This is a genomic window from Comamonas sp. JNW, assembly GCF_003105075.1.
In the GTDB taxonomy this organism is placed as follows: domain Bacteria; phylum Pseudomonadota; class Gammaproteobacteria; order Burkholderiales; family Burkholderiaceae_C; genus Comamonas; species Comamonas squillarum.
Map to the genome: position 1 here is coordinate 1 of NZ_QETI01000008.1, position 24480 is coordinate 24480.

The 24480-nt window shown below is 64.2% G+C and carries 24 protein-coding genes and 1 rRNA gene; 16 read left to right on the forward strand and 9 right to left on the reverse strand.

The features are described 5' to 3' along the window. Positions 1 to 163 precede the first annotated feature (163 nt). From rrf to DCO45_RS12860, 9 genes are all read left to right on the forward strand, one after another. Positions 164 to 276: ribosomal RNA gene (gene rrf, locus DCO45_RS12820) — 5S ribosomal RNA — on the forward strand. A 129-nt stretch (positions 277 to 405) separates the two neighbouring features. Next, positions 406 to 801, forward strand: a complete 396-nt coding sequence (locus tag DCO45_RS12825; RefSeq protein WP_116926218.1) for a MerR family DNA-binding transcriptional regulator — start codon at positions 406 to 408, stop codon at positions 799 to 801. 97 nt (positions 802 to 898) lie between these two features. Beyond that, positions 899 to 2080: an isovaleryl-CoA dehydrogenase gene (locus DCO45_RS12830; RefSeq protein ID WP_116926219.1), complete on the forward strand. Its 1182-nt coding sequence runs from the start codon at positions 899 to 901 to the stop codon at positions 2078 to 2080. Between the two features lie 48 nt (positions 2081 to 2128). Continuing rightward, positions 2129 to 2791, forward strand: coding sequence for a carbonate dehydratase (can, locus tag DCO45_RS12835; protein ID WP_116926220.1), 663 nt, complete (start codon positions 2129 to 2131; stop codon positions 2789 to 2791). A gap of 100 nt (positions 2792 to 2891) precedes the next feature. Beyond that, positions 2892 to 4073 (forward strand): acetyl-CoA C-acyltransferase, encoded by a 1182-nt coding sequence (locus DCO45_RS12840; protein ID WP_116926221.1) that lies wholly within the window; start codon positions 2892 to 2894, stop codon positions 4071 to 4073. 27 nt (positions 4074 to 4100) lie between these two features. Further along, entirely contained in the window at positions 4101 to 5201 is a 1101-nt protein-coding gene (locus DCO45_RS12845) for a hypothetical protein (RefSeq protein ID WP_116926222.1), read from the forward strand. Further along, on the forward strand, positions 5198 to 5821 hold the full coding sequence (locus DCO45_RS12850; protein ID WP_021024986.1) for an MSMEG_1061 family FMN-dependent PPOX-type flavoprotein: 624 nt from the start codon (positions 5198 to 5200) through the stop codon (positions 5819 to 5821). The genes DCO45_RS12845 and DCO45_RS12850 overlap by 4 nt, the downstream gene beginning before the upstream one ends. A 26-nt stretch (positions 5822 to 5847) precedes the next feature. Beyond that, positions 5848 to 6516 (forward strand): SDR family oxidoreductase, encoded by a 669-nt coding sequence (locus DCO45_RS12855; protein WP_116926223.1) that lies wholly within the window; start codon positions 5848 to 5850, stop codon positions 6514 to 6516. Between the two features lie 48 nt (positions 6517 to 6564). Further along, positions 6565 to 7695, forward strand: a complete 1131-nt coding sequence (locus DCO45_RS12860; protein ID WP_116926224.1) for an acyl-CoA dehydrogenase family protein — start codon at positions 6565 to 6567, stop codon at positions 7693 to 7695. 53 nt (positions 7696 to 7748) lie between these two features. Here DCO45_RS12860 and DCO45_RS12865 read toward each other — a convergent pair whose 3' ends face one another. The 9 genes from DCO45_RS12865 to DCO45_RS12905 all read right to left on the reverse strand — a co-directional run bounded on the left by DCO45_RS12865 (position 7749) and on the right by DCO45_RS12905 (position 17334). Beyond that, complete coding sequence (locus DCO45_RS12865; RefSeq protein ID WP_116926225.1) at positions 7749 to 8516, reverse strand: class II glutamine amidotransferase; 768 nt, start codon at positions 8514 to 8516, stop codon at positions 7749 to 7751. Between the two features lie 56 nt (positions 8517 to 8572). Further along, entirely contained in the window at positions 8573 to 10039 is a 1467-nt protein-coding gene (locus DCO45_RS12870) for a DHA2 family efflux MFS transporter permease subunit (protein ID WP_116926226.1), read from the reverse strand. A 100-nt stretch (positions 10040 to 10139) separates the two neighbouring features. After that, positions 10140 to 10382, reverse strand: a complete 243-nt coding sequence (locus tag DCO45_RS12875; protein ID WP_243419342.1) for a cysteine-rich CWC family protein — start codon at positions 10380 to 10382, stop codon at positions 10140 to 10142. Then, the gene (locus tag DCO45_RS12880; protein WP_116926227.1) at positions 10379 to 11353 is read right to left on the reverse strand and encodes a phosphoesterase; all 975 of its coding nucleotides are present in this window, start codon (positions 11351 to 11353) and stop codon (positions 10379 to 10381) included. Before DCO45_RS12880 ends, DCO45_RS12875 begins: the two co-directional genes overlap by 4 nt. Positions 11354 to 11460: 107 nt before the next feature. Continuing rightward, on the reverse strand, positions 11461 to 12909 hold the full coding sequence (locus DCO45_RS12885) for an aldehyde dehydrogenase family protein (RefSeq protein ID WP_116926228.1): 1449 nt from the start codon (positions 12907 to 12909) through the stop codon (positions 11461 to 11463). Positions 12910 to 12978: 69 nt separating this feature from the next. Next, the gene (locus DCO45_RS12890) at positions 12979 to 13962 is read right to left on the reverse strand and encodes a 2-hydroxyacid dehydrogenase (protein ID WP_116926386.1); all 984 of its coding nucleotides are present in this window, start codon (positions 13960 to 13962) and stop codon (positions 12979 to 12981) included. 398 nt (positions 13963 to 14360) lie between these two features. Then, positions 14361 to 15269, reverse strand: coding sequence for a 5-dehydro-4-deoxyglucarate dehydratase (kdgD, locus tag DCO45_RS12895; protein WP_116926387.1), 909 nt, complete (start codon positions 15267 to 15269; stop codon positions 14361 to 14363). A 61-nt stretch (positions 15270 to 15330) separates the two neighbouring features. Then, positions 15331 to 16308: a tripartite tricarboxylate transporter substrate binding protein gene (locus DCO45_RS12900; protein WP_116926229.1), complete on the reverse strand. Its 978-nt coding sequence runs from the start codon at positions 16306 to 16308 to the stop codon at positions 15331 to 15333. A 243-nt stretch (positions 16309 to 16551) separates the two neighbouring features. Next, positions 16552 to 17334, reverse strand: a complete 783-nt coding sequence (locus DCO45_RS12905) for a FadR/GntR family transcriptional regulator (protein ID WP_116926230.1) — start codon at positions 17332 to 17334, stop codon at positions 16552 to 16554. 236 nt (positions 17335 to 17570) lie between these two features. Here DCO45_RS12905 and DCO45_RS12910 point away from each other — a divergent pair, with 236 nt between their 5' ends. The 7 genes from DCO45_RS12910 to DCO45_RS12940 all read left to right on the forward strand — a co-directional run bounded on the left by DCO45_RS12910 (position 17571) and on the right by DCO45_RS12940 (position 24427). Then, positions 17571 to 18464, forward strand: coding sequence for an amino acid ABC transporter substrate-binding protein (locus tag DCO45_RS12910; protein ID WP_116926231.1), 894 nt, complete (start codon positions 17571 to 17573; stop codon positions 18462 to 18464). Between the two features lie 24 nt (positions 18465 to 18488). After that, on the forward strand, positions 18489 to 19700 hold the full coding sequence (locus DCO45_RS12915) for a pyridoxal phosphate-dependent aminotransferase (RefSeq protein ID WP_116926232.1): 1212 nt from the start codon (positions 18489 to 18491) through the stop codon (positions 19698 to 19700). A 51-nt stretch (positions 19701 to 19751) separates the two neighbouring features. Then, the gene (locus DCO45_RS12920; protein WP_116926233.1) at positions 19752 to 20585 is read left to right on the forward strand and encodes an NAD(P)-dependent oxidoreductase; all 834 of its coding nucleotides are present in this window, start codon (positions 19752 to 19754) and stop codon (positions 20583 to 20585) included. Then, entirely contained in the window at positions 20582 to 21490 is a 909-nt protein-coding gene (locus tag DCO45_RS12925) for an SMP-30/gluconolactonase/LRE family protein (RefSeq protein ID WP_116926234.1), read from the forward strand. The genes DCO45_RS12920 and DCO45_RS12925 overlap by 4 nt, the downstream gene beginning before the upstream one ends. Before the next feature lie 81 nt (positions 21491 to 21571). Next, on the forward strand, positions 21572 to 22537 hold the full coding sequence (locus DCO45_RS12930; RefSeq protein WP_021025002.1) for a TRAP transporter substrate-binding protein: 966 nt from the start codon (positions 21572 to 21574) through the stop codon (positions 22535 to 22537). 101 nt (positions 22538 to 22638) lie between these two features. Then, on the forward strand, positions 22639 to 23121 hold the full coding sequence (locus tag DCO45_RS12935; RefSeq protein WP_116926235.1) for a TRAP transporter small permease: 483 nt from the start codon (positions 22639 to 22641) through the stop codon (positions 23119 to 23121). A 10-nt stretch (positions 23122 to 23131) separates the two neighbouring features. Beyond that, positions 23132 to 24427 (forward strand): TRAP transporter large permease, encoded by a 1296-nt coding sequence (locus tag DCO45_RS12940; protein ID WP_116926236.1) that lies wholly within the window; start codon positions 23132 to 23134, stop codon positions 24425 to 24427. Positions 24428 to 24480: the final 53 nt, after the last annotated feature.

Sequence of the window (24480 nt, forward strand, 5' to 3'; positions counted from 1 at the left end):
TTGGCCCCGCCTTAGATGGGGCCCAATGCAAAGAACACTGCAACTGCAGTTATGCCCAAAGCGCAATCAAATTTAGCTGATAAGACTCTATGAATTCGCTTCAAAAGCAGCAATGCCCTGATCGACCGATCAGCGCAAAGCCGCCAAGGAGCAAAAAGTTATGCCTGATGACCATAGCAAGTTGGTACCACTCCTTCCCATCCCGAACAGGACAGTGAAACGACTTCGCGCCGATGATAGTGCGGATTCCCGTGTGAAAGTAGGTCATCGTCAGGCTTTTATACTGATCAACCCCTCTGCTCTTCCCGAGTAGAGGGGTTTTTCTTTTGGTCGGCACCTGGCAGTGTAGAGCGGCGCATGCCGCATAATGGTCCATCCAGAACAACAAGGGCGTGCAGGGAGACCATGACACCGACTTATTCCATCGGGCAGCTGGCTGCAGAATTTGATCTGACCACCCGGGCCATCCGCTTTTACGAGGACATGGGCCTGTTGCACCCCGAGCGCACCGGCACCGGCGGCAAGCAGCGCGTCTACTCGGCCAAGGAGCGCACGCGCCTGCGCCTGACCTTGCGCGCCAAGCGCCTGGGGCTGAGCTTGCAGGAGGCCAAGGAGATCATTGATCTGTATGAGTCACCGCGCGATACCGGTGTGCAGCTGAGCCGCTTTATCGAGGTGCTGACGGCGCATCGCCAGCGCCTGCAGACGCAGTTGGCAGATTTGCAGGCCAACTTGGCAGAAATTGATGGGCATATGCAGGAAGCCCATGCTTTGCTCGCAAAGCAGCCGTCAAAAAAATAATATATAGTTGACGTGAACGTAAACGTAATGATGCTGCTCTAGCGCCTTGGCGCGCGCCGGCGGCATCGGGTGCGCCATATAGATAGGAGACAAGACCATGTCCGGATTACCAGGCCTGAATTTCCAGTTGGGTGAGGATATCGACGCCCTGCGCGACGCCGTGCGCGAGTTCGCGCAGGCCGAGATCGCGCCGCGTGCCGCTGAGATCGACCGCAATGACCAGTTTCCCATGGACCTGTGGCGCAAGTTTGGCGACCTGGGCGTGCTGGGCATCACGGTGTCCGAGCAATACGGCGGCGCGGACATGGGCTACCTGGCCCATATGGTGGCGATGGAGGAGATCTCCCGCGCCAGCGCATCAGTGGGCCTGTCCTATGGTGCCCACAGCAACCTCTGCGTGAACCAGATCAACCGCAATGGCAATGAGGCCCAGAAGGCCAAGTACCTGCCCAAGCTGATCAGCGGTGAGCATGTGGGCGCGTTGGCGATGAGCGAGCCCGGTGCCGGCTCCGATGTCATCAGCATGAAGCTCAAGGCCGAGGACAAGGGCGGCTACTACCTGCTCAACGGCAACAAGATGTGGATCACCAATGGCCCGGACGCCGACACCCTGGTGGTGTACGCCAAGACCGAGCCGGAGATGGGCGCGCGGGGCGTGACCGCCTTCTTGATCGAGAAGGGCATGCCGGGTTTCTCCATTGCGCAGAAGCTGGACAAGCTGGGCATGCGCGGCAGCCATACTGGCGAGCTGGTGTTCCAGAACGTCGAAGTGCCGGCCGAGAACGTGCTGGGCCAGCTCAATGGCGGTGCCAAGGTGCTGATGAGTGGCCTAGACTATGAGCGCGCCGTGCTGACCGGCGGCCCCCTAGGCATCATGCAGTCGGTGATGGACAACGTCGTGCCCTACATCCACGACCGCAAGCAGTTTGGCCAGAGCATTGGTGAGTTCCAGCTCATCCAGGGCAAGGTGGCCGATATGTACACCGTGCTGCAAGCAGGCCGCTCTTTTGCCTATACGGTTGCTAAAAACCTCGATCTGCTCGGAACCGACCATGTTCGCCAGGTGCGCAAGGACTGCGCCAGCGTCATCCTGTGGTGCGCCGAGAAGGCCACCTGGATGGCAGGCGAAGGCGTGCAAATCTATGGCGGCAATGGGTATATCAACGAGTATCCCCTCGGCCGCCTGTGGAGAGATGCGAAACTCTATGAAATTGGCGCCGGCACCAGCGAGATTCGCCGCATGTTGATTGGGCGTGAGCTGTTCGCAGAAACCTGCTGACCGGCTGCGCTGCGCCATCCTGATACCCACACAACAAAGGATAGCCTTATGACTACGACCTCCATCAAAGACCTGTTTGACCACAACCGTTTGTGGGCAGAGCAGATGGAGCGTGACCGCCCCGGGTTCTTCACGGGCCTGATGTCGCAGCAGCACCCCAAGTACATGTGGATCGGTTGTTCGGACAGCCGCGTGCCGGCCAACCAGATCACCGGTCTGGAGCCCGGTGAAGTGTTTGTGCACCGCAATGTGGCCAACGTGGTGGTTCCGAGCGATCTGAACTGCCTGTCGACCATCCAGTATTCGGTGGACCAGCTCAAGATCCAGGACCTGATGGTCGTGGGCCACTACGGCTGCGGCGGTGTGCTCGCGGCGCTCGAAGGCCTGCGCCTGGGCCTGGTCGACAACTGGACGCGCCACGTGCGCGATGTGCGCGACAAGCACCTGGCCTTGCTGCAAAGCCTCTCGCCCCAGCACCGCCATGATGCGCTGTGCGAGCTCAATGCCATCGAGCAGGTGGTGAATGTGGCGCAGAGCACCATCTTGCAGGACGCCTGGACGCGTGGCCAGAAGGTGACCTTGCACGGCTGGTGCTATAGCCTCAAGAACGGTCTGATCACCGATCTGGAAATGACCGTGCCAGGCATTGGCGGGCTGGCCGAAGTCCACCAACGCGCCGTGGCCCTGGTGGCCGAACGCAAGCGCGATTAAACCCGCAAGGCAGCCCTGGGTCAGGGCTGCTTTTTTTACAGCGCGAGCGGGCCCCGAGGTGCCAGCCGCACAAGACCCGAATTCAATCAGGAGACACCCGATGCATGATCCCGTCGTTATCGTTGGCGCAGCCCGTACCCCCATGGGTGCTTTCATGGGCGATTTTGCCGAGCTCTCGGCCAATGACCTGGGTGGCGCAGCCATCAAGGCTGCGGTGGAGCGCGCGGGTGTCGCCCCTGAAAAAGTGGAAGAAGTGCTGTTTGGCAACTGCCTGATGGCCGGCCAGGGCCAGGCCCCGGCGCGGCAGGCCTTGTTCAAGGGCGGCTTGCCCAAGAGCACCGGCGCCGTGACCCTGTCGAAGATGTGCGGTGCCGGCATGGAAGCCACCATCCTGGCCCATGACCAGCTGGTGGCTGGCAGCCGCGATGTGATGGTGGCCGGTGGCATGGAAAGCATGACCAACGCCCCCTATCTGCTCAAAAAAGGCCGTGGCGGCTACCGCATGGGCCATGACAAGGTGTTCGACCACATGATGCTCGATGGCCTGGAAGACGCCTATGAACCCGGCCGCTCGATGGGCACCTTCGGCGAGGACTGTGCCACCAAGTACCAGTTCAGCCGCGAGCAGCAGGACCAGTTTGCGATTGCCAGCGTGCAGCGCGCGCAGGCGGCGACCCAGTCCGGTGCCTTCAAGGCCGAGATCACGCCAGTCACCGTGTCCACGCGCAAGGGCGATGTGACCGTGACCGAAGACGAAGGCCCCGGCAAGGCGCGGCTGGACAAGATCGCCGCCCTCAAGCCCGCGTTCAAGAAAGACGGCACCATCACGGCGGCGTCGAGCTCCAGCATCAACGATGGTGCCGCAGCTCTGGTGCTGATGCGCGAGTCCACCGCCAAGGAGCTGGGCTGCAAGCCGCTGGCCAAGATCGTAGCCCATGCCAGCTATGCGCAAGAGCCCGAGTGGTTCACCACCGCACCGATCGGCGCGACCGAGAAGGCACTGAAAAAAGCCGGCTGGAAGGTCGAGGATGTGGACCTGTGGGAAATCAACGAAGCCTTTGCCGTGGTGCCGATGGCACTGATGGCCGACATGAAGGTCTCGCACGACATCGTCAACGTCAACGGCGGCGCCTGCGCGCTCGGCCACCCCATTGGTGCCAGTGGTGCACGCATCATCGTGACCCTGCTGCACGCACTGCAGGCTCGCGGCAAGCGCCGTGGCCTGGCCACCCTGTGCATCGGCGGAGGTGAGGCCACGGCCATGGCGATTGAAATCATGTAGTCTAGTCATCCTGAAAGAGGAGAAACTATGACGAACGAATCGGTGGGCCCCGGCCCGGGGCAGCTGCAAGCGCAGGACATCGAGTCCTTCTGGCAGGAGCTGGTCTACCAAGAGCGCCACCTGGCACTGCTGCCCAACCAAGCCTTTGTGGCGCAGGCCAATGAGATGCTGGCCCGCGTTGCCCCCGATTTGGCCCTGGAGCTGGAGCGCTCTGAAGGCAGCCTGTTTTCGCGTCTGGTGTTCAGCGCCCACGGCAATGTCGACCAGTTCGAGAACCTGATGGCCCTGGTGCGTGCCGCCCCCAGCCTGCCGGGCTACAAGGTGCAGGCGTTCCGCAACCGCAGCCCCATCCAGGATTTCAGCATGGCGATGGAGGGCCTGGAGCTCTCCTGCTCGGATGTGCTGGTGGCCCACTACGATGCCGGCGGCATCGTCGGCCTTGAGCTGGGCTTTGAGAAGATCATTGCGCCCGCGCAGCGCGAGCTGGCCCAGCACATGGCCTTCATCATGCTGGACCACGCGCTGGGTGAATGGGATTTCGCTGTGCGCGTGGGCCCGGTCGAGGTAGTTGATGGCTTTGCGCCGGAAGTCGCCGGCGTCGGCCCGCTGTCCGCCTTTCCGGCGGTGTTCGATGCCTTTTTGCGCGACAGCCTGGGGCGCAGCTACCGCTTTCCCTCGGCAGACGACGACCGCTGGAAAATGCTCGAAGCACGCCGCCGCGATGCGGCAGCTGACGCCGTGCCCGATCTGCTGGGCCTGCGCCTGTCGGCCAATGCCGTGGCTACGCGCGCCGATCTGCCCTACTGCCTGCAATGGACCTTGCCGTTTGAAGACGGCCAGAGCCTGGACCAGGCGCGCGATGCGCAAGAGAGCCTGCAAGCGGCGCTCGAGCGCATGGAGACCGGTATCCTGGCCTACACCCGTATTGAAGGTATGCGCGAGCGCAGCGCCTGCTATTACGTCGATGACGCTGCGGCCGCCCAGCAGTTGCTGCAGCAGCAGGCGGCGGCCTCGCCTGGGCGCGTCGAGGTGTCATTCGATCCGTCCTGGGATGCCTACCTGGCCGTGTATGCGGCAGCCGGCGCCGCGGCGGCCGATGCGGACGGTGACGACCCGGAGGCCGCATGATCGAAACGACGGAGCAACTGCGCGCCCTCTACGCCCAGCCCGCCGAGCGCGCGCTGGCCAAGCAGCTAGGCCACCTCGATGCCCATTGCCAGCGCTTTATTGCGCTGTCGCCGCTGTGCGTGGTGGCCACGGCCGGGCAGGCGGCCGAGATGCTCGATGCCTCGCCCCGGGGCGGGCCGCCGGGCTTTGTCAAATGCCAGGGCGCGCAGCATCTGCTGCTGCCCGATGCCGGTGGCAATAACCGGCTGGATTCTCTCAGCAACCTGCTGACCGATGCGCGCATTGCGCTGCTGTTCCTGCTGCCGGGCGTGGATGAGACCTTGCGCGTCAACGGCACCGCAAAGCTGCGCGATGAGGCCCGCTTTATCGATGTGTTTGACGGCGAGCGCCAACGGCCCAAGCTGGTGATCGAGATCGAGGTGCGCGAAGCCTATCTGCACTGCGCCAAGGCCTTGATGCGCTCGCGCCTGTGGCAGGCCGAGGCACAGATTGCGCGCAGCACCCTGCCCACGCTCAACCAGATGATCCATGACCAGATGGGCTTGACTGCGGCGCCCGAGCCACAGGCGGATATGGTGGCGCGCTACCAGCAGCAGATTCTGCAAGAACAGGGACAGTGACAACAACCGCCAAGGAGGGCGTGGGAATGGCTGTGATTTTGGTGATTGGCGCCTCGCGCGGCATCGGCCTGGAGCTGGTGCGGGAATATGCGCAGGCAGGCTGGACCGTGCTGGCCACGGTGCGGGATACCGAGGCCCAGGCGCGCCTGCAGGCGCTGGGCGCGCAGGCGTTCCTGGTCGATGTGCTCCAGCCCGAGAGTGTGACCGCGCTGGCGACTGCGTTGGCTGGCCAGCAGATCGATGTGGCGATGTATGTGGCAGGGGTGATCCGCCGGCCCAACGCCCGCGAGGTGCCGACGCAGGCCGATTTTGATGCGGTGATGCACACCAATGTGCTGGGTGCGATGCAGTTGTTGCCGCAGATCGGCCCGATTGTCGAGGCCAGCGGCGGCGTGTTTGCCTTTATCTCGTCGTCGATGTCGCAGATCGAAGGTGTGGACGACAGCTACTCCTGGCTGTACCGCGTCAGCAAGACGGCGCTGAATATGGCGGTGGCCTCGGCCCAGCATGACTACCCGGGAGCGCGCCTGATCACCTTGGACCCGGGCTGGGTGCAGACCGACATGGGCGGGCAAGAAGCGCCCCTGACCGTGCAGCAAAGCGTGAGCGACATGCGCAAGACCCTGGCTTCGGTCAGCGATGCGGACAAGGGGCGCCTGCTGCACCACGATGGCCGCCGCGCCAAGCATTGGTAAGCCAGCCTGCCAGACCACGCCAGAACTAGAAAATCCGGAGACAAACCCATGCTTTTGAACGACGACCAGACGATGATCCGCGATGCGGTGCGTGAATTTGCCCAGGCCGAGCTGTGGCCGCACGCTGCGCAGTGGGACCGCGACCATGTGTTCCCCAAGGCGGCCCACCAGGGCTTGGCCCAGCTCGGTGCCTACGGCATCTGCGTGCCCGATGCGCTGGGCGGCGCAGGGCTGGACTACATCAGCCTGGCCCTGGTGCTCGAAGAGATTGCTGCGGGCGACGGCGGCACCAGCACCGCCATCAGCGTGACCAACTGCCCCGTCAATGCCATCCTGATGCGCTACGGCAGTGATGCGCAAAAGAAGCAATGGCTGGCACCGCTGGCGCGCGGCGAGATGCTGGGCGCCTTCTGCCTGACCGAGCCCCATGTGGGCTCGGACGCCAGCGCGCTGCGCACCACGGCCACCAAGCAGGGCGACGCCTATGTGATCAATGGCGTCAAGCAGTTCATCACCAGCGGCAAGAACGGGCAGATGGCCATCGTCATTGCGGTGACCGACAAGGGCGCTGGCAAAAAGGGCATGAGCGCCTTTATCGTGCCCACCGACAACCCCGGCTACCAGGTCGCGCGGCTGGAGGACAAGCTCGGCCAGCACAGCAGCGATACCGCACAGATCAATTTTGAGCAATGCGTGGTGCCGGCCGAGAACCTGATTGGCGCCGAGGGCGAGGGCTACAAGATTGCGCTGGGCGCGCTCGAAGGCGGGCGCATCGGCATTGCCGCCCAAAGCGTGGGTATGGCGCGCAGCGCCTTTGACGTGGCCGTGCAGTACGCCAAGGAGCGCGAGAGCTTTGGCACCGCCATCATCAACCACCAGGCCGTTGGCTTTCGCCTGGCCGAATGCGCCACGCAGATCGAGGCCGCGCGCCAGCTGATCTGGCATGCCGCCAGCCTGCGCGATGCCGGCCAGCCTTGCCTCAAGGAAGCGGCCATGGCCAAGCTGTTTGCCAGCGAAATGGCCGAGCGCGTCTGCAGCGCTGCCATCCAGACCCTGGGCGGCTATGGCGTCGTCAATGATTTTCCGGTCGAGCGCATCTACCGCGATGTGCGGGTCTGCCAGATCTATGAAGGCACCAGCGATGTGCAGAAGATTCTGATCACCCGCGCGCTGGCCTGAAGACTTTCGCGCAGACGTACCAAAAACAAACCCGGCGCTGCCGGGTTTGTTGATTACAGCGGCAGACGCCGGCCGTCGGCAAACACCATCAGCTCGCCGGGCTGGAAAGGCGTCCACTGCTCGTTGGTGGTCAGCGGCGCGGTCACCACCACGGCCACCCGGTCCTGTGGTGTGGTGCAGGTGGCAAAGTCGATGCTCAGGTCCTCGTCGCTCAGCTGGGCCTGGGCAAAGGGATGCGCGCGCTCGGTGTAGCACAGGAAGGTGTTGGCATGGGCCCAGAGCGCCTCGCCGTTGGAGAGCAGAAAGTTGAAGGTGCCCTGGGGCGCGATCTGCGCGGCCAGCTCGCGCAAGGTGTGGGTCAGCTCGGCAATGCTGGGCGTGCCGGCATGGGATTTCCACAGCTCCTGCATCAGCCAGCAAAATACATGCTCACTGTCGGTGTCGCCCACCGGGTGAAAGTGGCTGTGCAGGCGCGGGCGGAAATCCTTGAGGTCGCCATTGTGGGCAAACACCCAGTTCTTGCCCCAGAGCTCGCGCACAAAGGGGTGGCAGTTTTGCAGCATCACCTGGCCCTGGGTGGCCTTGCGGATATGCGCAATCACATTGCGGCTTTGGATGGGGTAGCGCCGCACCAGCTCGGCCACCGGCGACTGGACGGCGGGCTGGTGGTCCATCAGCAGGCGCAGGCCGCCTTCTTCAAAGAAGGCGATGCCCCAGCCATCGCTGTGGTGGTCGGTATTGCCGGCCCGCTGCGAAAAGCCGCTGAAGCTGAAGTTGATGTCGGTGGGGGTGTTGCAGTTCATCCCCAGCAGTTGGCACATGGCAAAAACTCTTTGAAAACCGTTGGATGGCCCAGTGTAGACCATTCGCCAGCCGCTCAGGGCTTGGCGCCCGCACGCGGCTGTAGCTGGCGGGCGGCAATGCCGGCCAGCACACAGACCACGGCCAGCATCAAAAAGGTGTCGCGAAAGCCCGCGACGCGTTCGGCCAGCGCAATGTCGATCGCGGGCGACTGGTTGGCGTAGAAGGCCACGCGCCACTCCAGAAAGATGCCGCAGAGGCTGACGCCAGCGGCGCCGCCGAGCATGCGCAGAAAGCTGAAACTGCTCGAGCCCTGCGAGATCAGGCTCTTGTCCAGCGGCCGCATGCTGCCCAGGGTGAGCGAGGGCAGGATAAAGCCCAGACCGACGCGGCCCAGCACCGTGTAGCCGATCAGCAGCCACAGCGACGAGCCCGGTTGCAGCACACCCGTGAGCACGAAGGACAGCGCCAGCAGCGAGAGGCCGCCGATCACCAGCCAGTGCACGGGGGTGCGGTCGGCCATGCGGCCGGCCAGCGCGATGACGCCGCCCAGCACCAGGCCGGCGGGCAGCATGGTGGTGCCGACCACCGAGGCCGAGTAGGACAGCCCCAGCTGCATGAACACCGGCAGCAGGTAGGTGGAGCCAAACAAGGCCACGCCATAGATAAAGGCCACAATGCAGCCGGCCGCAAAAGGCTTGCAGGCAAACAGGCGCAGGTCCATCAGCGGCTTGCCGCCCTGGGCCAGCAAGCGCCGCTGCCACGCGATGAAGGCGGGCAGGCAGACCAGCGCAATGGCCAGCAGTATGGCGCTTTGCTGCCAGCCCGTGCCATGCAGCGCCACCAGGCCATTGAGCAGGCAGACCGTGCCAGTGGTCGCAATGGCCAGGCCCAGCCAGTCCAGGCTTTTGCCATGGCGGTCGGCTGCGGCGCCACCCGGCGCATTGACGGGCACAAACTTCAGCGCCAGCCAGACCGAGGCCAGGCACAGCGGCACCACCATGAAGAACACCGAGCGCCAGCCCATCCAGTCGACCAGCAGGCCGCCCACGCTGGGGCCGATGGCCGGCGCCAGCACGATGCCCATGCCAAACAGGCCATTGGCGCGGCCTTGCTCATGGGCGGCAAAGGCATGCAGGATGATGATGGCCGGAATCGGCTGGATCACACCGGCCGCCAGGCCTTCGACCACGCGCGCCACCAGCACCAGGTTGTAGTCGCTGCTAAAACCCCCGCCAATGCCCCCCAGCATCAGCAGCAGCACGGCGCCCAGGTAGGTGTTGCGGTAGCCGTAGCGCGACAGCAGCCAGGGCGTGGTCAGCATCGCCACCGTCGTGGCCACCATGAAGGACGAGGTCACCCATTGCGCGCGCGACTGGCCGAGCTGAAAGTGCAGGCTCATCGCCGGGATGGCGACATTGAAGATGGTCGAGGAGATGATCGAGGCCATCGTGCCCACCATGACGCTGAACAGCAGGTACCAGCGGAAGCGCTCCCCATAGAGGCTGCGCAGATCCTGGGAGGTGTGGTGTCTTATCTGCATGGCGTGGGCTGGGCGGAGGGGGCGCGTTTGGCGAGGGGCCTGGTGGGGCGGCTGCGGGCAGGCCCCGGGCGTTTGATGATGATCCTGGGGTTGGCGCTTGTCAGTCACCCCGGTTGGGGCGGGCGCCGGGATCGGGCTGCGCACGCCCACAGGCCGGGCAGATGCAGCGTTGGCCCCGCTCGGCAGGGGCCAGGCGTTCCAAGGCCTGGGGATCGATCTCTGCGCTCATGCACCAGCACTGGGCAGCGGGCAGGCCCTGGGCCACCGCGCAGCCATTGCTCTGGCCGCACAGGGGGCATTGCTGCGCCCAGGTGCTGCTGCCTGTGCGGGTGGCAGGCATCATGGCGTGCCGGTTGGCGCCGGCGTAGGGGCGGGGCGCGCTGGCGGCAGTGCGTCTTCAGGCCGGGCGGTCAGCGTGCCTGCCAGCAGCTCGGGGATGCGGTCCACCCCCATGCGGAAGCCGCAGGCCTGGGCATGGCCGCCGCCGCCCATGCTTTCGGCCAGCGGGATGCAGTTGAAATCCGAGCGCGAGCGCAGGCCGCATTTGGCGCCCTTGGGGCTGGCGCTCCACATCAGCGCAAAGCTGCCGCTTTGCTTGGCGAGGATGTCGCCGACCTGGCTGTGGAACATGCCCGGGGCATTGACCATCAGGCCGGCCACGCCGTTGAACACCAGCGGCTGCGCGCCTTCGGCGATATCGCTGCAGAGCTTGAGGTATTTCTCGTCCATCGCGCCGCCACGGGCCATGAAGGCGCTCAGCTGCTCGGGGCTGAAGGCCGCAATCTCGGCCCAGCGCTCAAAGCTGCGCGGCTCCATGTCCAGCGCGGCCAAAAAGGCACCGCTGTCGGGATACTGCCAGCGCCAGATATCGCGGTCTTCGATGTGCAACACCAGCGCGGGGATCGGGTCCTTGGGGAAGAAGAACTCCCAGGCCAGGCGTGCGCCCGACTTGTTCATGTCGAAATGCACGACGCCGCAGGTGCATTGGTAGCCATTGAGCTTTTCAGCGGCGCTCTTGTGGTGGTCCAGCAGCACCAGCTTGTGGGCCTGGGCCTCAATGGCTGCCAACAGCTCGGGGCCAAAGGCGAAGTCGAGGATGTAGATCGTGCGGCCAGTCAGCGGCCCCAGGTCGTCCACGGTCTGGATTTCGCCGTGGTCCAGGCCGCGAAACTCTGCGTTGCCGGAGAAGAACAGCCAGGCCGCCAGCGCCGCGCCATAGCCATCGGGGCAGTTGCGGCCATGGTAGAGGATCAGCGGCTGGGGATCGTTGATGTCGGCCGTCACCGGCAGAGAGAGGTCAGGCAGAAGTTTCATCCTGCCATTTTCCGCCAAGCGTATTACCTGAGAGCGACCAGGTACTGCGCGGGCATCGGGTGGAGGGCCACCGGATGCCCGCAAAGCGCCTGGTGCTGGCGCAGCGTTCAAGCCAGCGTATAGGCGGTCTTCACCGTGGTGTAGAACTCCTGCGCATAGCGGCCTTGCTCGCGCGGGCCGTAGCTCGATCCCTTGCGGCCACCAAACGGCACATGGTAGTCCACGCCTGCGGTGGGCAGGTTGACCATCACCATGCCGGCCTGGGCATGGCGCTTGAAGTGGCTGGCGTACTTCAGGCTGGTAGTGGCAATACCGGCAGACAGGCCAAAGGCGGTGTCATTGGCGACGGCCAGCGCCTCTTCGTAGTCCCGCACGCGGATCACGCTGGCGACGGGGCCAAACACCTCTTCGCGGTTGATGCGCATCTGGGGTGTGCTGTCCACCAGCAGGGCCGGTTGCATGAAAAAACCTTCCTTGCCACTGCCGGTGTGGCAGGCAATGCGGCTGCCGCCCGTGGCCAGCACGGCGCCTTCAGCCTGGGCGATTTCCACATAGCTCAGGTCCTGCTCCAGCTGGGCCTGGCTCACCACGGGGCCGATATCGGTGCCGGCGGCGCGCGCATCGCCGACCTTGATCTTGGCCATGCGCTCTTGCAGCGCCTGCACGAAGGCCGGGTAGATCTTGTCGGTGACGATCAGGCGGCTCGATGCGGTGCAGCGCTGGCCGGTCGAGTAAAAGCAGCTCTGGGCCGACAGCTCCACCGCCTGGGCCAGGTCGGCATCGTCGAGCACCACCTGCGGGTTCTTGCCACCCATCTCCAGCTGCACCTTCTTGCCCGATTTCACGCAGGCCTCGGCAATGCCCCGGCCCACACCGACCGAGCCGGTAAAGCTGATCGCGGCCACATCGGGGTGCTGCACCAGCGCATCGCCAATGATGCGGCCCCGGCCCATCACCAGGTTGAAGACACCGGCGGGGATGCCGCTGCGGTGGATGATGTCGGCCAGTGCCCAGGCGCTGCCGGGCACCAGATCGGCGGGCTTGATCACCACGCAGTTGCCAAAGGCCAGCGCCGGTGCGATCTTCCAGGCCGGAATGGCGATGGGGAAGTTCCAGGGGGTGATCAGGCCGACGACACCGACGGGCTCGCGCGTGATTTCCACGCCAATGCCGGGGCGCACCGACGGCAGGCTCTCACCGGCCAGGCGCAGGCATTCACCGGCAAAGAACTTGAAGATCTGGCCGGCGCGGGCCACTTCGCCAATCGCCTCGGGCCGGGTCTTGCCTTCTTCGCGGGCCAGCAGGTCGCCCAGCTCTTCCTTGCGCGCCAGGATTTCATTGCCGATCTTGTCCAGCGCATCATGGCGCGCCTGGATGCCCGAGACGCTCCAGGCCGGGAAGGCCGCCGTGGCTGCTGCCACTGCGGCATCCACATCGCTGGCATCGCCCTGCGCATACTGGCCGATCACGTCGGACAGGTCGCTGGGGTTGGTGTTGGGCGAGGTGGTCTTGCCGGGTGTCCAGCTGCCGTTGATCAGGTTGTTGTGTGTCGTCATAAGCTTGCCAGGCGGTTGGGCCTGTTCTCAAAAAAATGGGTGGATGGTTCGGTCGTCGTAAAAACGTTCTCAACCAGCACGGGCCTGTGCCGCAGCTTGGGACCAGGGCACTTCCTGCAGCGGCTGGCCATTGGCGATCAAGCTGCGCAGGTTGGCCAGCACCAGATCGGCCATCGCGCGGCGCGTCTCCTGGGTGCCGCTGGCGATATGCGGTGCCAGCACTACGTTGTCCTGCTGCAGCAGGCCGGGCAGGGGGCGTGGTTCGTCCTCGAACACATCGAGGCCCGCGCCGGCAATGCGCTGGTGTTGCAGCGCGTCCAGCAGGGCCGCTTCATCGACCACGCTGCCGCGCGCCACATTGATCACAAAACCCTGCGGGCCCAGGGCGTCCAGCACCTGGGCATCGACCAGGTGACGGGTGTCGTCGCCACCGGCAGCAGTGATGACCAGAAAATCGCACCACTGGGCCAGTTCCTGCAGCGACTCCATGTAGCGGTGCGGCGAATCGCTGACTGGGCGGCGGTTGTGGTAGGCCACCTCCATGTCAAAACCGCTGGCGCGGCGCGCCACCTGGCGGCCAATGCGGCCCATGCCCAGAATGCCCAGGCGCTTGCCCGAGGCACGGGTGTAGACGCCAAAGCGCTCGGTGGGCCACAGGCCCGCGCGCACAAAGCGGTCAGCCGCTGCCAGGCGGCGGGCACTGTCCAGCAGCAGTGCAAAGGCCATGTCGGCCACGCAGTCGTCCAGCACGCCGGGGGTGTAGCCCACGCGCGCGGACTGGGCGAGGATGGACTGCTGGTCCAGCGCATCAAAGCCCACGCCAAAGCTGCTGATGCCGCGCAGCGCCGGCAAGGCCTGGATCACCGAGGCCGATGCGCCTATGCTGGCCGAGGTGACCAGGTAGGCAAACTCCGAACCGTGGGCAGCCAGGAACTGCTGCGGGTCCGCTTGTGCGCTCAGCACGGTGGTATCGAATTCCTGGGCCAGATCGGCATCAAGCGCGGGCAGCGGCATCTTGCCCATTTGCAGCACGCGCGGGCGTTGGGTGGCAATCATGTGTGGAGAGGGCTTTAAACGGAAGGAGCCCGGCGCCCCAGCGGCTTAGAACCTGTTCAAAGTCACTACGCAGCCGCGTTGGAGTGCAATCGGGATGAGTTCGAAGGGATGGAACGCAGCTTGCACCGGGGTGCAAGCAAGGGCCAGCGCGCAGAAATCGCCCGATTTCACTCCAACCCGTAGGGACAGTGGCTTTGCGGGCGCCCGGCTAGGGCCGCCCGGGCAGGGGCGGTCTGCGTTGTTGCAAATCCTCGCAATAGCGCGGCTATTGCTGCGGTGTTGCGCGGCTGGGCGGCCCCTAGCATCCCATCCCGCAAAGACACTGTCGCGGCGCGAGGAGACTTTGAACAGGTTCTTAGTGCAGCTGTGGAGCCGGGCTGGTTAGGCGAGGTCGATCAGGCTTCGACCTTCTTGATCAATGCTGCCAGCATATCGACTTCCTCGGGCTTGAGGTCAGCCAAAGGCGCGCGCACCGGACCGGCATCGTGGCCCACCAGCTTGGCACCGGCCTTGATGATGGACACGGCGTAGCCAGCGCTGCGGTTGCGGATCTTCAGGTAGGGCATGAAGAAGTCCTTGAGCAGCTGGTGCTGGGTGGCGTGGTCATCGGTGCGCACGGCTTCGTAGAAGCGGATGGCGGTCTTGGGGATGAAGTTGAACACGGCAGAAGAGTACACCGGCGTGCCCAGTGCCTTGTAGGCGGCGGCATAGACTTCGGCGGTTGGCAGGCCACCCAGGTAGGCCAGGCGGTCGCCCATCGTCAGGTACATCGCCGACATGGCTTCGATGTCGCCCACGCCGTCCTTGAAGCCGACCAGGTTGGGGTTGCGCTCGCAGAGCTTGGCAACGGTCTCGGGGGTGAAACGGCTCACGCCACGGTTGTAGATGATGACGCCGAACTTCACGCTCTTGCAGACGGCTTCGACGTGCGCGGCCAGGCCTTCTTGGCTGGCTTCGGTCATGTAGTGGGGCATCAGCAGGATGCCGTGGGCGCCAGCGGCTTCCGCAGCCTGTGCGCACTGGATCGCAAAGCGGGTCGGGCCGCCTGCACCGGCGATGATCGGCACCTTGCCCTTGCAGGTGTCCACGGCGGTCTTGATGATCGCAGGGTACTCTTCGGCGGTCAGCGAGAAGAACTCACCGGTGCCGCCAGCGGCGAACAGCGCGCTGGCGCCAAACGGGGCCAGCCATTCCAGGCGCTCGGCATAGCCCTTGGCATTGAAGTTGCCTTGTGCATCAAAGTCGGTAATGGGGAAGGACAGCAGTCCGGAACTCATCACGTTCTTCACATCCTGGGGGCTCATGGTGCTCATATCAAACTTTCAAAGAAAAGAGAGGGAATCGACAGTGCCAAATCCGGGCGGCTCAATCGAGCTGCAGATTGGCGGTTTGAACGACCGTGCGCCAGCGCTGGCGTTCGGCCTTGAAAAATTGGTCAGTCTCGGCCGGCGTCATCGTGACCACCTCGGCGCCCTGGCCGGTCAGGCGCGAGCGCACCTCGGGCGAGCGGATGGCAGTCAGCAGCGCCTGGTTCACCTTCTGGATCACCGCTTCTGGCGTTTTGGCCGGCAGTACCACGCCTTGCCAGGTGCCCGAGGCAAAGCCGGCTGCGCCTTGCTCGGCCAGGGTCGGCACATCGGCGATCAGCGGCATGCGGGTGTTCTTGGAGATACCCAGCAGCTTTAACTTGCCGCTTTGCACATGGGGGTAGGTGGCCAGCATGCCGTTCATCAGCACCTGGGTCTGGCCAGCCACCGTGTCCTGCACCGATTGCACGCCGCCCTTGTAGGGCACATAGACCCATTTGGCGCCCGTCAGCCGGGCCAGCTCGACACCGGCCAGATGCGGCGCGCTGCCGGTGGCCGTGACGGCAAAGTTCAGGTCCTGCTTCTTGGACAGGGCCACCAGCTCCTGCAGGTTGTTGGCTTGCACCGACGGGTGCACCACCAGCATGTGCGGCGAGTAGGCCAGCATGGCGGCGCCACGCAGGTCCTTGCTGGGGTCAAAGCTCAGCTTGGTGTAGATGGACGGGGAGATCGCGAGCGCTCCGAGGTCGCACAGCAGCCAGGTGTAGCCATCGGGCTGGGCGCGGGCGACAAACTCGGCGCCCAGGTTGCCGTTCGCTCCGGGCTTGTTGTCGATCACTACCGTCTGCTTGAGCTCTTGCGAGATCAGCTGGCCGATCGAGCGCGCAATGATGTCCGAACTGCCGCCGGGCGGGTAGGGAACAATCAGCCGGATCGGCTTGCTGGGCCATGCATCGGCCGCCAACAGCGGAGTCGATAACAAGCTACCGGCGGCCAGGGCCAGCGCTGAATAGATCAGGTGCGAACGGCGATACATAGGTCTTTGTCTCCTTTTTAGATATAAGACATCATACAACTCAAAACGCAGATCGCCAAGCTTTGGTTGACTAGGGGAAACGCTTGTGTGGGTGGGCGGCTGGGCCGGTCATGCCGCCTGGCGCCGCCGTGGGCTGGCGCTGGGGCGGGCCGGGCGCTGCGCCAACGGATAGGTGTGGCGGGCGCAGCGGTGGCGCGACCCGGGGCGTGAAGGCAGCAGCCCCGTGCCGGGCTGCTGCGCGGCTTAGCGCTCGCTGCCTGGTGCGCCGGTTGCTTGCTGTTCCTGGGCCAGGCGCTGGGCCAGGCGCAGGCGTTCGCGCGAGTTGGTCAGGTGGATGCGCATCGCAGCGCGGGCCGAGTCCGCATCCTGGCGCTCGATCGCGGAGAAGATCTCTTCATGCTCGCGGTTGACGCGCTTGAGGTAGTCCGGGTCGCGCGTGGGGATGTGGATCGAGGCAATCCGGTTGCGCGGAATCAGCATCGAGCCAAAGTGCTGCAGGATCTCCTGGAAATAGCGGTTGCCGGTGGCCTTGGCGATGCTCAGGTGAAAGTCCAGGTCATGGCTCACGGTCTCGCGGCCCAGTGCAAAGTTCTGCTCAAAGGCCTGCAGCGCAGTGCGCATCGCGCGCAGATGCGGCTCCTGGCGCCGGGTCGCAGCCAGTCCCGCCGCCTCGGTCTCCAGGCTGATGCGCAGCTCCAGCACCGCGAGCACATCGACCGATTCACTCAGCTCGTGGGCGCTGAGCACCATGCCCGGCGTGCTGCGCGCGGGCAGCACAAAGGTGCCGATGCCGTGCTTGGTCTCCACCAAACCCGAGGCCTGCAATTTGGACAACGCCTCGCGCACCACTGTGCGGCTGACGTCATAGCTGCGCACCAGTTCGGTTTCTGTGGGCAGCTTGTCGCCCTCTTGCAACAGCCCCTGGCGGATCTTGTTTTCAAATTCTTCCGACAACAGATTGGCCAGGCTGCGGCTGCCCTTGGCGGCACGGCTGCCGCGCAGACTGGCGGCGGAGTCTATGGCCATCGATGGGGTTGTAGCGAGTTCCAAGGGGCTTTTAAGCATGGCTGTGATCCGGCTGAAGGTGGGCCAAGCAGCTGCCTTGCGGGGTGTGGCAACCGTGCAAAGTGGCATCCTGGCCTGATGCCATTGACGAGGATGCGGGTAATTCCGAGGGGCTTTTAAGCATAGCTGTGATCATAATTCACACCTGTCGTCAGACAACACATGACTGATGCCTTGTTGTAACCTACTTTCCAATCATGCTCAAGCTTTTCTCCAAAACCACCGTATGTGCCGTCACTCTGCTGGCTGCTTCCCTGGCGCAAGCGCAGACCTCCACGCTGGAGAAGATCAAGCAGAACGGCGCGATCACCATCGGTGCGCGCGACATGTCCGTGCCCTTCAGCTACAAGGTCAATGGCAATGCGGACCCTATCGGCTTGATCAATGACATCTGCCTGAAGGTAGCAGAGGCGGCGCAAAAGGCGGCGGGCTTGCAGAAGATGGAAATCAAGTACCTGATCACCACGCCCACCAGCCGCATCCCGCTGGTGCAGAACGGCACCGTCGATCTGGACTGCACACCGGTGACCAACACCCTTGCACGCCAGGAGCAAGTCTCCTTCTCGCCGAGCTACTTCTCGGCCAATGTGACCCTGGCCGTGCGCAAGGACTCGCCAGTCAAAGGTATTGCCGATCTGCAAAACCGCAATGTGGCCACCGTGACCGGCACCACCTCGATCCAGCTGCTGCGCGCCTACAAAAAGGCCCAGAACGTGAAGTTCAACGAGGTCTATGGCAAGGACCCGTCCGAAGCCTTTGTGATGTTCGAATCGGGCAAGGCCGACGCCTTTGTGCTCGATGACGTGCAACTGGCCAGCTTTATCGCCACCTCGCCCCAGCGCGACCAGTATGTGATCCTCAACGAGCCGCTGCGCACCGAGCCCTATGGCGTGATGCTGCGCAAGGATGACCCGACGTTCAAGAAGCTGGTCGATGACACCGTCTACGCGATGATCAAGTCCGGCGAGATGGAAGCGCTCTACCAAAAGTGGTTCATGACCACGATCCCTCCGCGCAACGTGAACATCAACTTCCCGCTCAGCGATTCGACCAAGGCGCTCTACGCCAACCCCAATGACAAGGGCATCTAAGAGAAACCGAGCGATTGCGAATTTATGTTGAAGCTAAGTCAAAAAGTCGAGGGCCTGCCTTCGTCGCCGAGCATGGCGATTTCCTCGCTGGCCAAGAAGATGAAGTCCGAAGGCATCGATGTCATCGACCTGAGCATTGGCGAGCCCGATTTCAATACGCCCGAGCACATCATTGATGCGGCGATGGCCGCGGCCAAGGCCGGTGCCACCAAGTACACGGTGCCGGCCGGCACCGAGAGCCTGCGCAAGGCGATTGCGCAGAAGTTCAAACAGGACAACGAACTCGACTACACGGTGGCCGAGATCACCACCGGTGTCGGCGCCAAGCAGCTGATCTTCAATGCCTTCATGGCGACCTTGGAGAGCGGCGACGAAGTCGTGGTGCCCACCCCTTGCTGGGTGTCCTATGGCGACATCGTGGCCTTGCATGGCGGCGTGCCGGTCTATGTGCCTTGCGCAGAAGCGGTGGGCTTCAAGCTCACGCCCGACGCGCTGCGCCAGAGCATCACGGCCAAGACCCGCTGGCTGATCATCAACAGTCCCGGCAACCCCACCGGCGCGGTCTACAGCCGCGCCGAGCTGCAGGCGCTGGGCGAGGTGCTCAAGGACTTCCCCGATGTGCTGGTCATGTCCGATGAAATCTACGAGCACATCATCCTGACCGGTGTGCCCTTTGTCTCGTTCGCCCAGGCCTGTCCTTATCTGAAGGACCGCATGCTGATCATCAACGGCGTCTCCAAGTCCTACGCGATGACCGGCTGGCGCATTGGCTATGCGGCAGGCCCCGAGAAGCTGATCGGCGGCATGAACAAGCTCGAATCGCAAAGCTGCACCAGTGCCACATCGGTGGCGCAGGCCGCTGCGCAAGCGGCTTTGCTGGGCGACCAGGACTGCGTGCGCCAGGCGCGCCAGACCTTTGTGGACCGGCTCGAGACCATTCGCCGCGAGCTGGCCATCGTGCCTGAGCTGACCCTGTCGTCGGTGCCCGATGGCGCCTTCTACCTGTTCCTCGGTTGCCAAAGCCTGATCGGCCGCCGCACGGCCGAAGGCCAGGTGCTGGACAGCGATGCTGCCGTCTCGAGCTTTCTGCTCAAGGCGGCCAATGTGGCCACCGTGCCGGGCGCGGCCTTTGGCATGTCGCCTTATATCCGCCTGTCGTTCGCCACCGACCCTGCGCTGGTGGTGAAGGCCCTGAAGAACATGCGTTCTGCCATCGACGGCCTGGCTCAAGGCTGACCACCCCAGGCGCTTTTCATAAGCGCCTTTTTTTATGGAAAGGAGCAGGCCATGCAGGCACAAACAACCCCGCTGCAACGCTTGCTGTTGACTGGTGCTGCCGGCGGCCTGGGCCAGGTGCTGCGCCAGCGCCTGCGCGGCCTGGCCCCTGTGTTGCGCGTGTCCGACATCGCCGGCATGGGCGCGCCGCGGGATGCGCAAGAAGAAGTCGTCCCCTGCGACCTGGCCGACAAGCAGGCCGTCGACGCGATGGTGGCCGGCTGCGACGCCATCGTGCACCTGGGCGGCGTTTCGGTGGAGCGGCCTTTTGAAGAGGTGCTGGAGGCCAATATCAAAGGCATCTTCCACCTCTACGAGGCCGCGCGCCGCCACGGCGTGAAGCGCATTGTGTTTGCCAGCTCCAACCATGTGATCGGCTTTTACCAGCAAAGCGAGAAGATCGACGCCCATGCGCGCCGCCGCCCCGATGGCTACTACGGCCTGTCCAAATCCTTTGGCGAGGACATGGCGAGTTTCTACTTTGACCGCTACGGCATCGAGACGGTGAGCATACGCATTGGTTCGTCCTTTCCCGCGCCCAAGGACCGGCGCATGATGCACAGCTGGCTGAGCTATGACGACCTGGTGCAGCTGGTCGAGAAAAGCCTGTTCACGCCCAACGTCGGCCATACCGTCGTCTACGGCGTATCGGCCAACCGCGACCTGTGGTGGGACAACCATGCCGCTGCCCACCTGGGCTTTGTGCCCAAGGACAGCTCCGAGCCCTGGCGCGCCCAGGTGGAGGGACAACCCGCCCCCGCGGCCAACGACCCGGTCGCTGTCTACCAGGGCGGCGCCTTCACCGCCCAAGGCCCCTTTGGCGATGCGCCGGAGCCGTCTGCATGACAGCCGCCGAGCTGGTGCTCGACGCCCGCAATGCCACCGGCGAAAGCCCTGTGTGGCGTGCGCAGGAGGCTGCGCTGTACTGGGCCGACATACCGCGCGGCCTGCTGCAGCGCTGGCAGCCGGGGCAGGGCGCCGCCACGCAGTGGCAGCTGCCGCAGATGCTGGCCTGCATGGCCGCCTGGCAGGGCGAGCCGCGCAGCTGGATTGCCGGGCTGGAAGATGGCATTTACCAGGTGACGCTGGGCGATGGTGAGGCTCACACCCAACAACTGGCTGCCGTCGTCCATACCATGCCAGGCATGCGCTTTAACGATGGGCGCTGCGACCGCCAGGGCCGTTTTGTGGCAGGCAGCATGCTGATGGACATGGCCGCCGCGCAGCCGGTGGGCAAGCTCTACCGCTTGGGCGCCGAGGACATGGCGGCAGGCCGCGCGCAGGATCTGCAGTTGGGCCCGCTGGTCACGCCCAACGGCCTGGCCTTCAGCCCCGATGGGCGAACCATGTACCTGTCGGATTCGCACCCCAGCAGCCAGCAGATCTGGGCCTTTGACTACGACGCGGACACCGGCACACCCCACAACCGCCGCCTGTTTGTCGATATGACGAGCCTGCCGGGCCGGCCCGATGGCGCGGCCATCGATGCCGAAGGCTGCTACTGGATCTGCGGCAACGACGCGGGCCTGGTGCACCGCTTCCGGCCCGATGGCCGGCTGGACCGCTCGTTGGCGCTGCCGGTCAAGAAGCCGGCGATGTGCGCCTTTGGCGGCCCGGGCCTGGATGTGCTCTATGTCACATCGATACGGCAGGACGGTATCGATCTGTCGGACCAACCGCTGGCCGGTGGCGTGTTTGCGCTGCGCCCAGGCGTTTCAGGAATGGAGGAGACGGAATTTCGGCCCCTGTAAACAGGCGAGGTGTGTGTGACCCAGAGACCCGGAAACCATTCGGGCATGTTCCCCCAACCATAGAGATAACGAGGTAGACAAATGCGACTTTCCACTCTCAGTGCAGCGCTGGCTGCCGGTCTGCTGGCGCTCAGCGCGCAGGCCACCGAATTTCGTTCATCAGATATCCACCCGGACGACTACCCGACCGTGCAGGCGGTGAAGTTCATGGGCGAGCGCCTCAAGGCGCTGTCCGGCGGCAAGCACAGCATCCGCGTCTACCCCAACGGGGCACTGGGGGGCGAGAAGGAAACCATCGAGCAGGCCAAGATCGGCGCGCTGGCGATGGTGCGGGTCAACGTAGGCGCGATGAACAATGTCTGCAACGAGACCGTGGTGCCCACGATGCCCTTCCTGTTCCGCTCAGTGGAGCACATGCACAAGGTGCTCGATGGCCCCGTGGGCGAAGAGATCCTCAAAGCCTGCGAAAAACAGGGCTTCATCGGCCTGGGCTTTTACGACAGTGGTGCGCGCTCCATGTTCACCGCCAAGCGGCCGGTCAAGAGCCTGGCCGACATGAAGGGCATGAAGGTGCGCGTGCAGCAGTCCGACCTGTGGGTGAGCATGCTCGAAGCGATGGGCGCCAATGCGACGCCAATGCCGATGGGCGAGGTCTACACCGGGCTGAAGACCGGCCTCATCGATGCGGCCGAAAACAACTACCCCACGTTTGAGAGCTCGCGCTCGTTCGAAGTCGCCAAGTACTTCAGCAAGACCGAGCACTCGATGGCGCCGGAGATTTTGCTGTTCTCCAAACGCACCTTTGACAAGCTCTCGCCCGAGGAGCAGCGCTGGGTACGCCAGGCCGCCAAGGAGTCGGTGCCCTATATGCGCAAGCAGTGGGCCGAGCGTGAGGCCAAGTCGCTCGAGGTCGTGAAGGCGGGCGGCGCCGAGATCATCGAGGTGGACAAGGCCCCGTTCCAGGCGGCGATGCGGCCGGTGTATGACAAGTTCATCACCGATGCCAAGTTGAAAGACCTGGTCAAGCGCGCGCAGGAAACACCTTGATCCGCCGCTGATCCCACGCCAATGCCAGTGCCCGCCGGGTGCTGGCTCCTTGCAACTCTTTGCCCGGAGGCTGTACGCCCCGGGCCTGCACGGGCACCACGATGTTTACCAAGATTTGCAGCGCCTTGTCGCGCTTGTGCATGTGGCTGGGAATTGCCGGCCTGATGCTGCTGATTGCTGCCGTGAGCTGGCAGGTGTTTGGCCGCTATGTGCTCAACAACACGCCCACCTGGGCCGAGAGCCTGTCGCTGTTGCTGGTGCTCTATGTGACCATGTTCGGCGTCGCCGTGGGCGTGCGCGACAGCGGCCATATCGGGCTGGAGTCGCTCCTGGTGCTGGCGCCGGACTGGCTGCGCACCAAGATGGAGTTTCTGATCCATGCGCTGATCCTGGTGTTTGGCGCGGCCATGGCCTATGGCTGCGCGTCGCTGGCCGAATCGGTCTGGGACTACCGCCTGCCGACCCTGGGCGTGTCCGAAGGCTGGAAATACGTGCCCGCCATCCTTGCCGGCAGCCTGATTGTGCTGTTTTCCATCGAACACCTGATCGCACTCGCGCAAGGCCGCGAAGTGCAGCCCAACTAGGAGCGCGGCGATGACCACAGCCTTGCTGATTCTGAGCCTGAGCTTTGCCGTCCTGCTGCTGCTGGGCGTGCCGGTGGCCTTCTCCATTGGTCTGTCTGCGCTGGCCACGCTGGCCTATGAGGGGCTGCCGCTGGAGGTGGGCTTTCAGCAGATGACTGCCGGCATGGGGGTATTCTCCTTCCTGGCGATTCCGTTCTTCATCTTTGCCGGCGAGCTGATGCTGCACGGCGGCATTGCCGACCGCATCGTGAACTTTGCGCGGGCGCTCATCGGCCATGTGCGCGGCGGCCTGGGCATGTCCAACGTAGTGGCCTGCACCTTGTTTGGCGGCGTCTCGGGCTCGCCGGTGGCTGATGTCTCGGCCATGGGTGCGGTGATGATCCCGATGATGAAGAAAGAGGGCTACCACGCCGATTACGCGGTCAACGTGACCACGCATGCGGCCCTGGTGGGCGCACTGATGCCCACCAGCCACAACATCATCATCTATGCGCTGGCGGCCAGCGGCAAGGTCTCGATTGCGGCGCTGATTCTGGCGGCCATCATCCCGGCGCTGATCCTGACCCTGAGCAACCTGGGCGCGGCCTACTGGGTGGCACGCCGCCGTGGTTACCCGGCCGGCACCTTCCCCGGCTGGCAGGTCGTGGGCCGCAGCTTGGCCGCGGCGCTGCCGGGTCTGTTTGTCGTGGTGCTGATTCTGGGCGGGATTCTGTCGGGCGTGTTCACCGCGACCGAGTCGGCCGTGGTCGCCGTGCTCTATGCGCTGGCGCTGACGGTGTTTGTCTACCGGTCGCTCAGCTGGTCGCACTTTGTCAAGGCCGCCTCCAAGGCCGTGCGCAACACCGGCATCATCTTGCTGCTGATCGGCATCTCCAGCACCTTTGGCTACCTGATCAGCCTCTACGGCGTGGCCGAGCTCACCGGGCAGATGCTGGCCCAGGTCACCACCACGCCCTGGATGGTGTTCCTGCTGATCAACATCATCCTGTTTCTGCTCGGCACCTTCCTCGACATGGCCGCCACCATCTTGCTGTGCACGCCCATCTTCTTGCCGATTGCCCAGCACTACGGCATGAGCTCGGTGCAGTTCGGCATTGTGCTGCTGATCAACTGCGCGCTGGGGCTGAACACCCCGCCGGTAGGCACGACCCAGTTTGTCGGCTGTGCCATTGGTGGTGTGTCGGTGGGTACCGTCATGCGCACCATCTGGCCGTTCTATGGCGCGCTGATCTTTGCGCTGGGCCTGGTGACCTTTGTGCCGGCCTTCACCACCTGGCTGCCGCAGATCTTCATGACCGTGCGCTAAGCATTCACCGCCTCCCAACCCTTCACCCCTTCTGCTTTCTTCTGCGTTTTCAC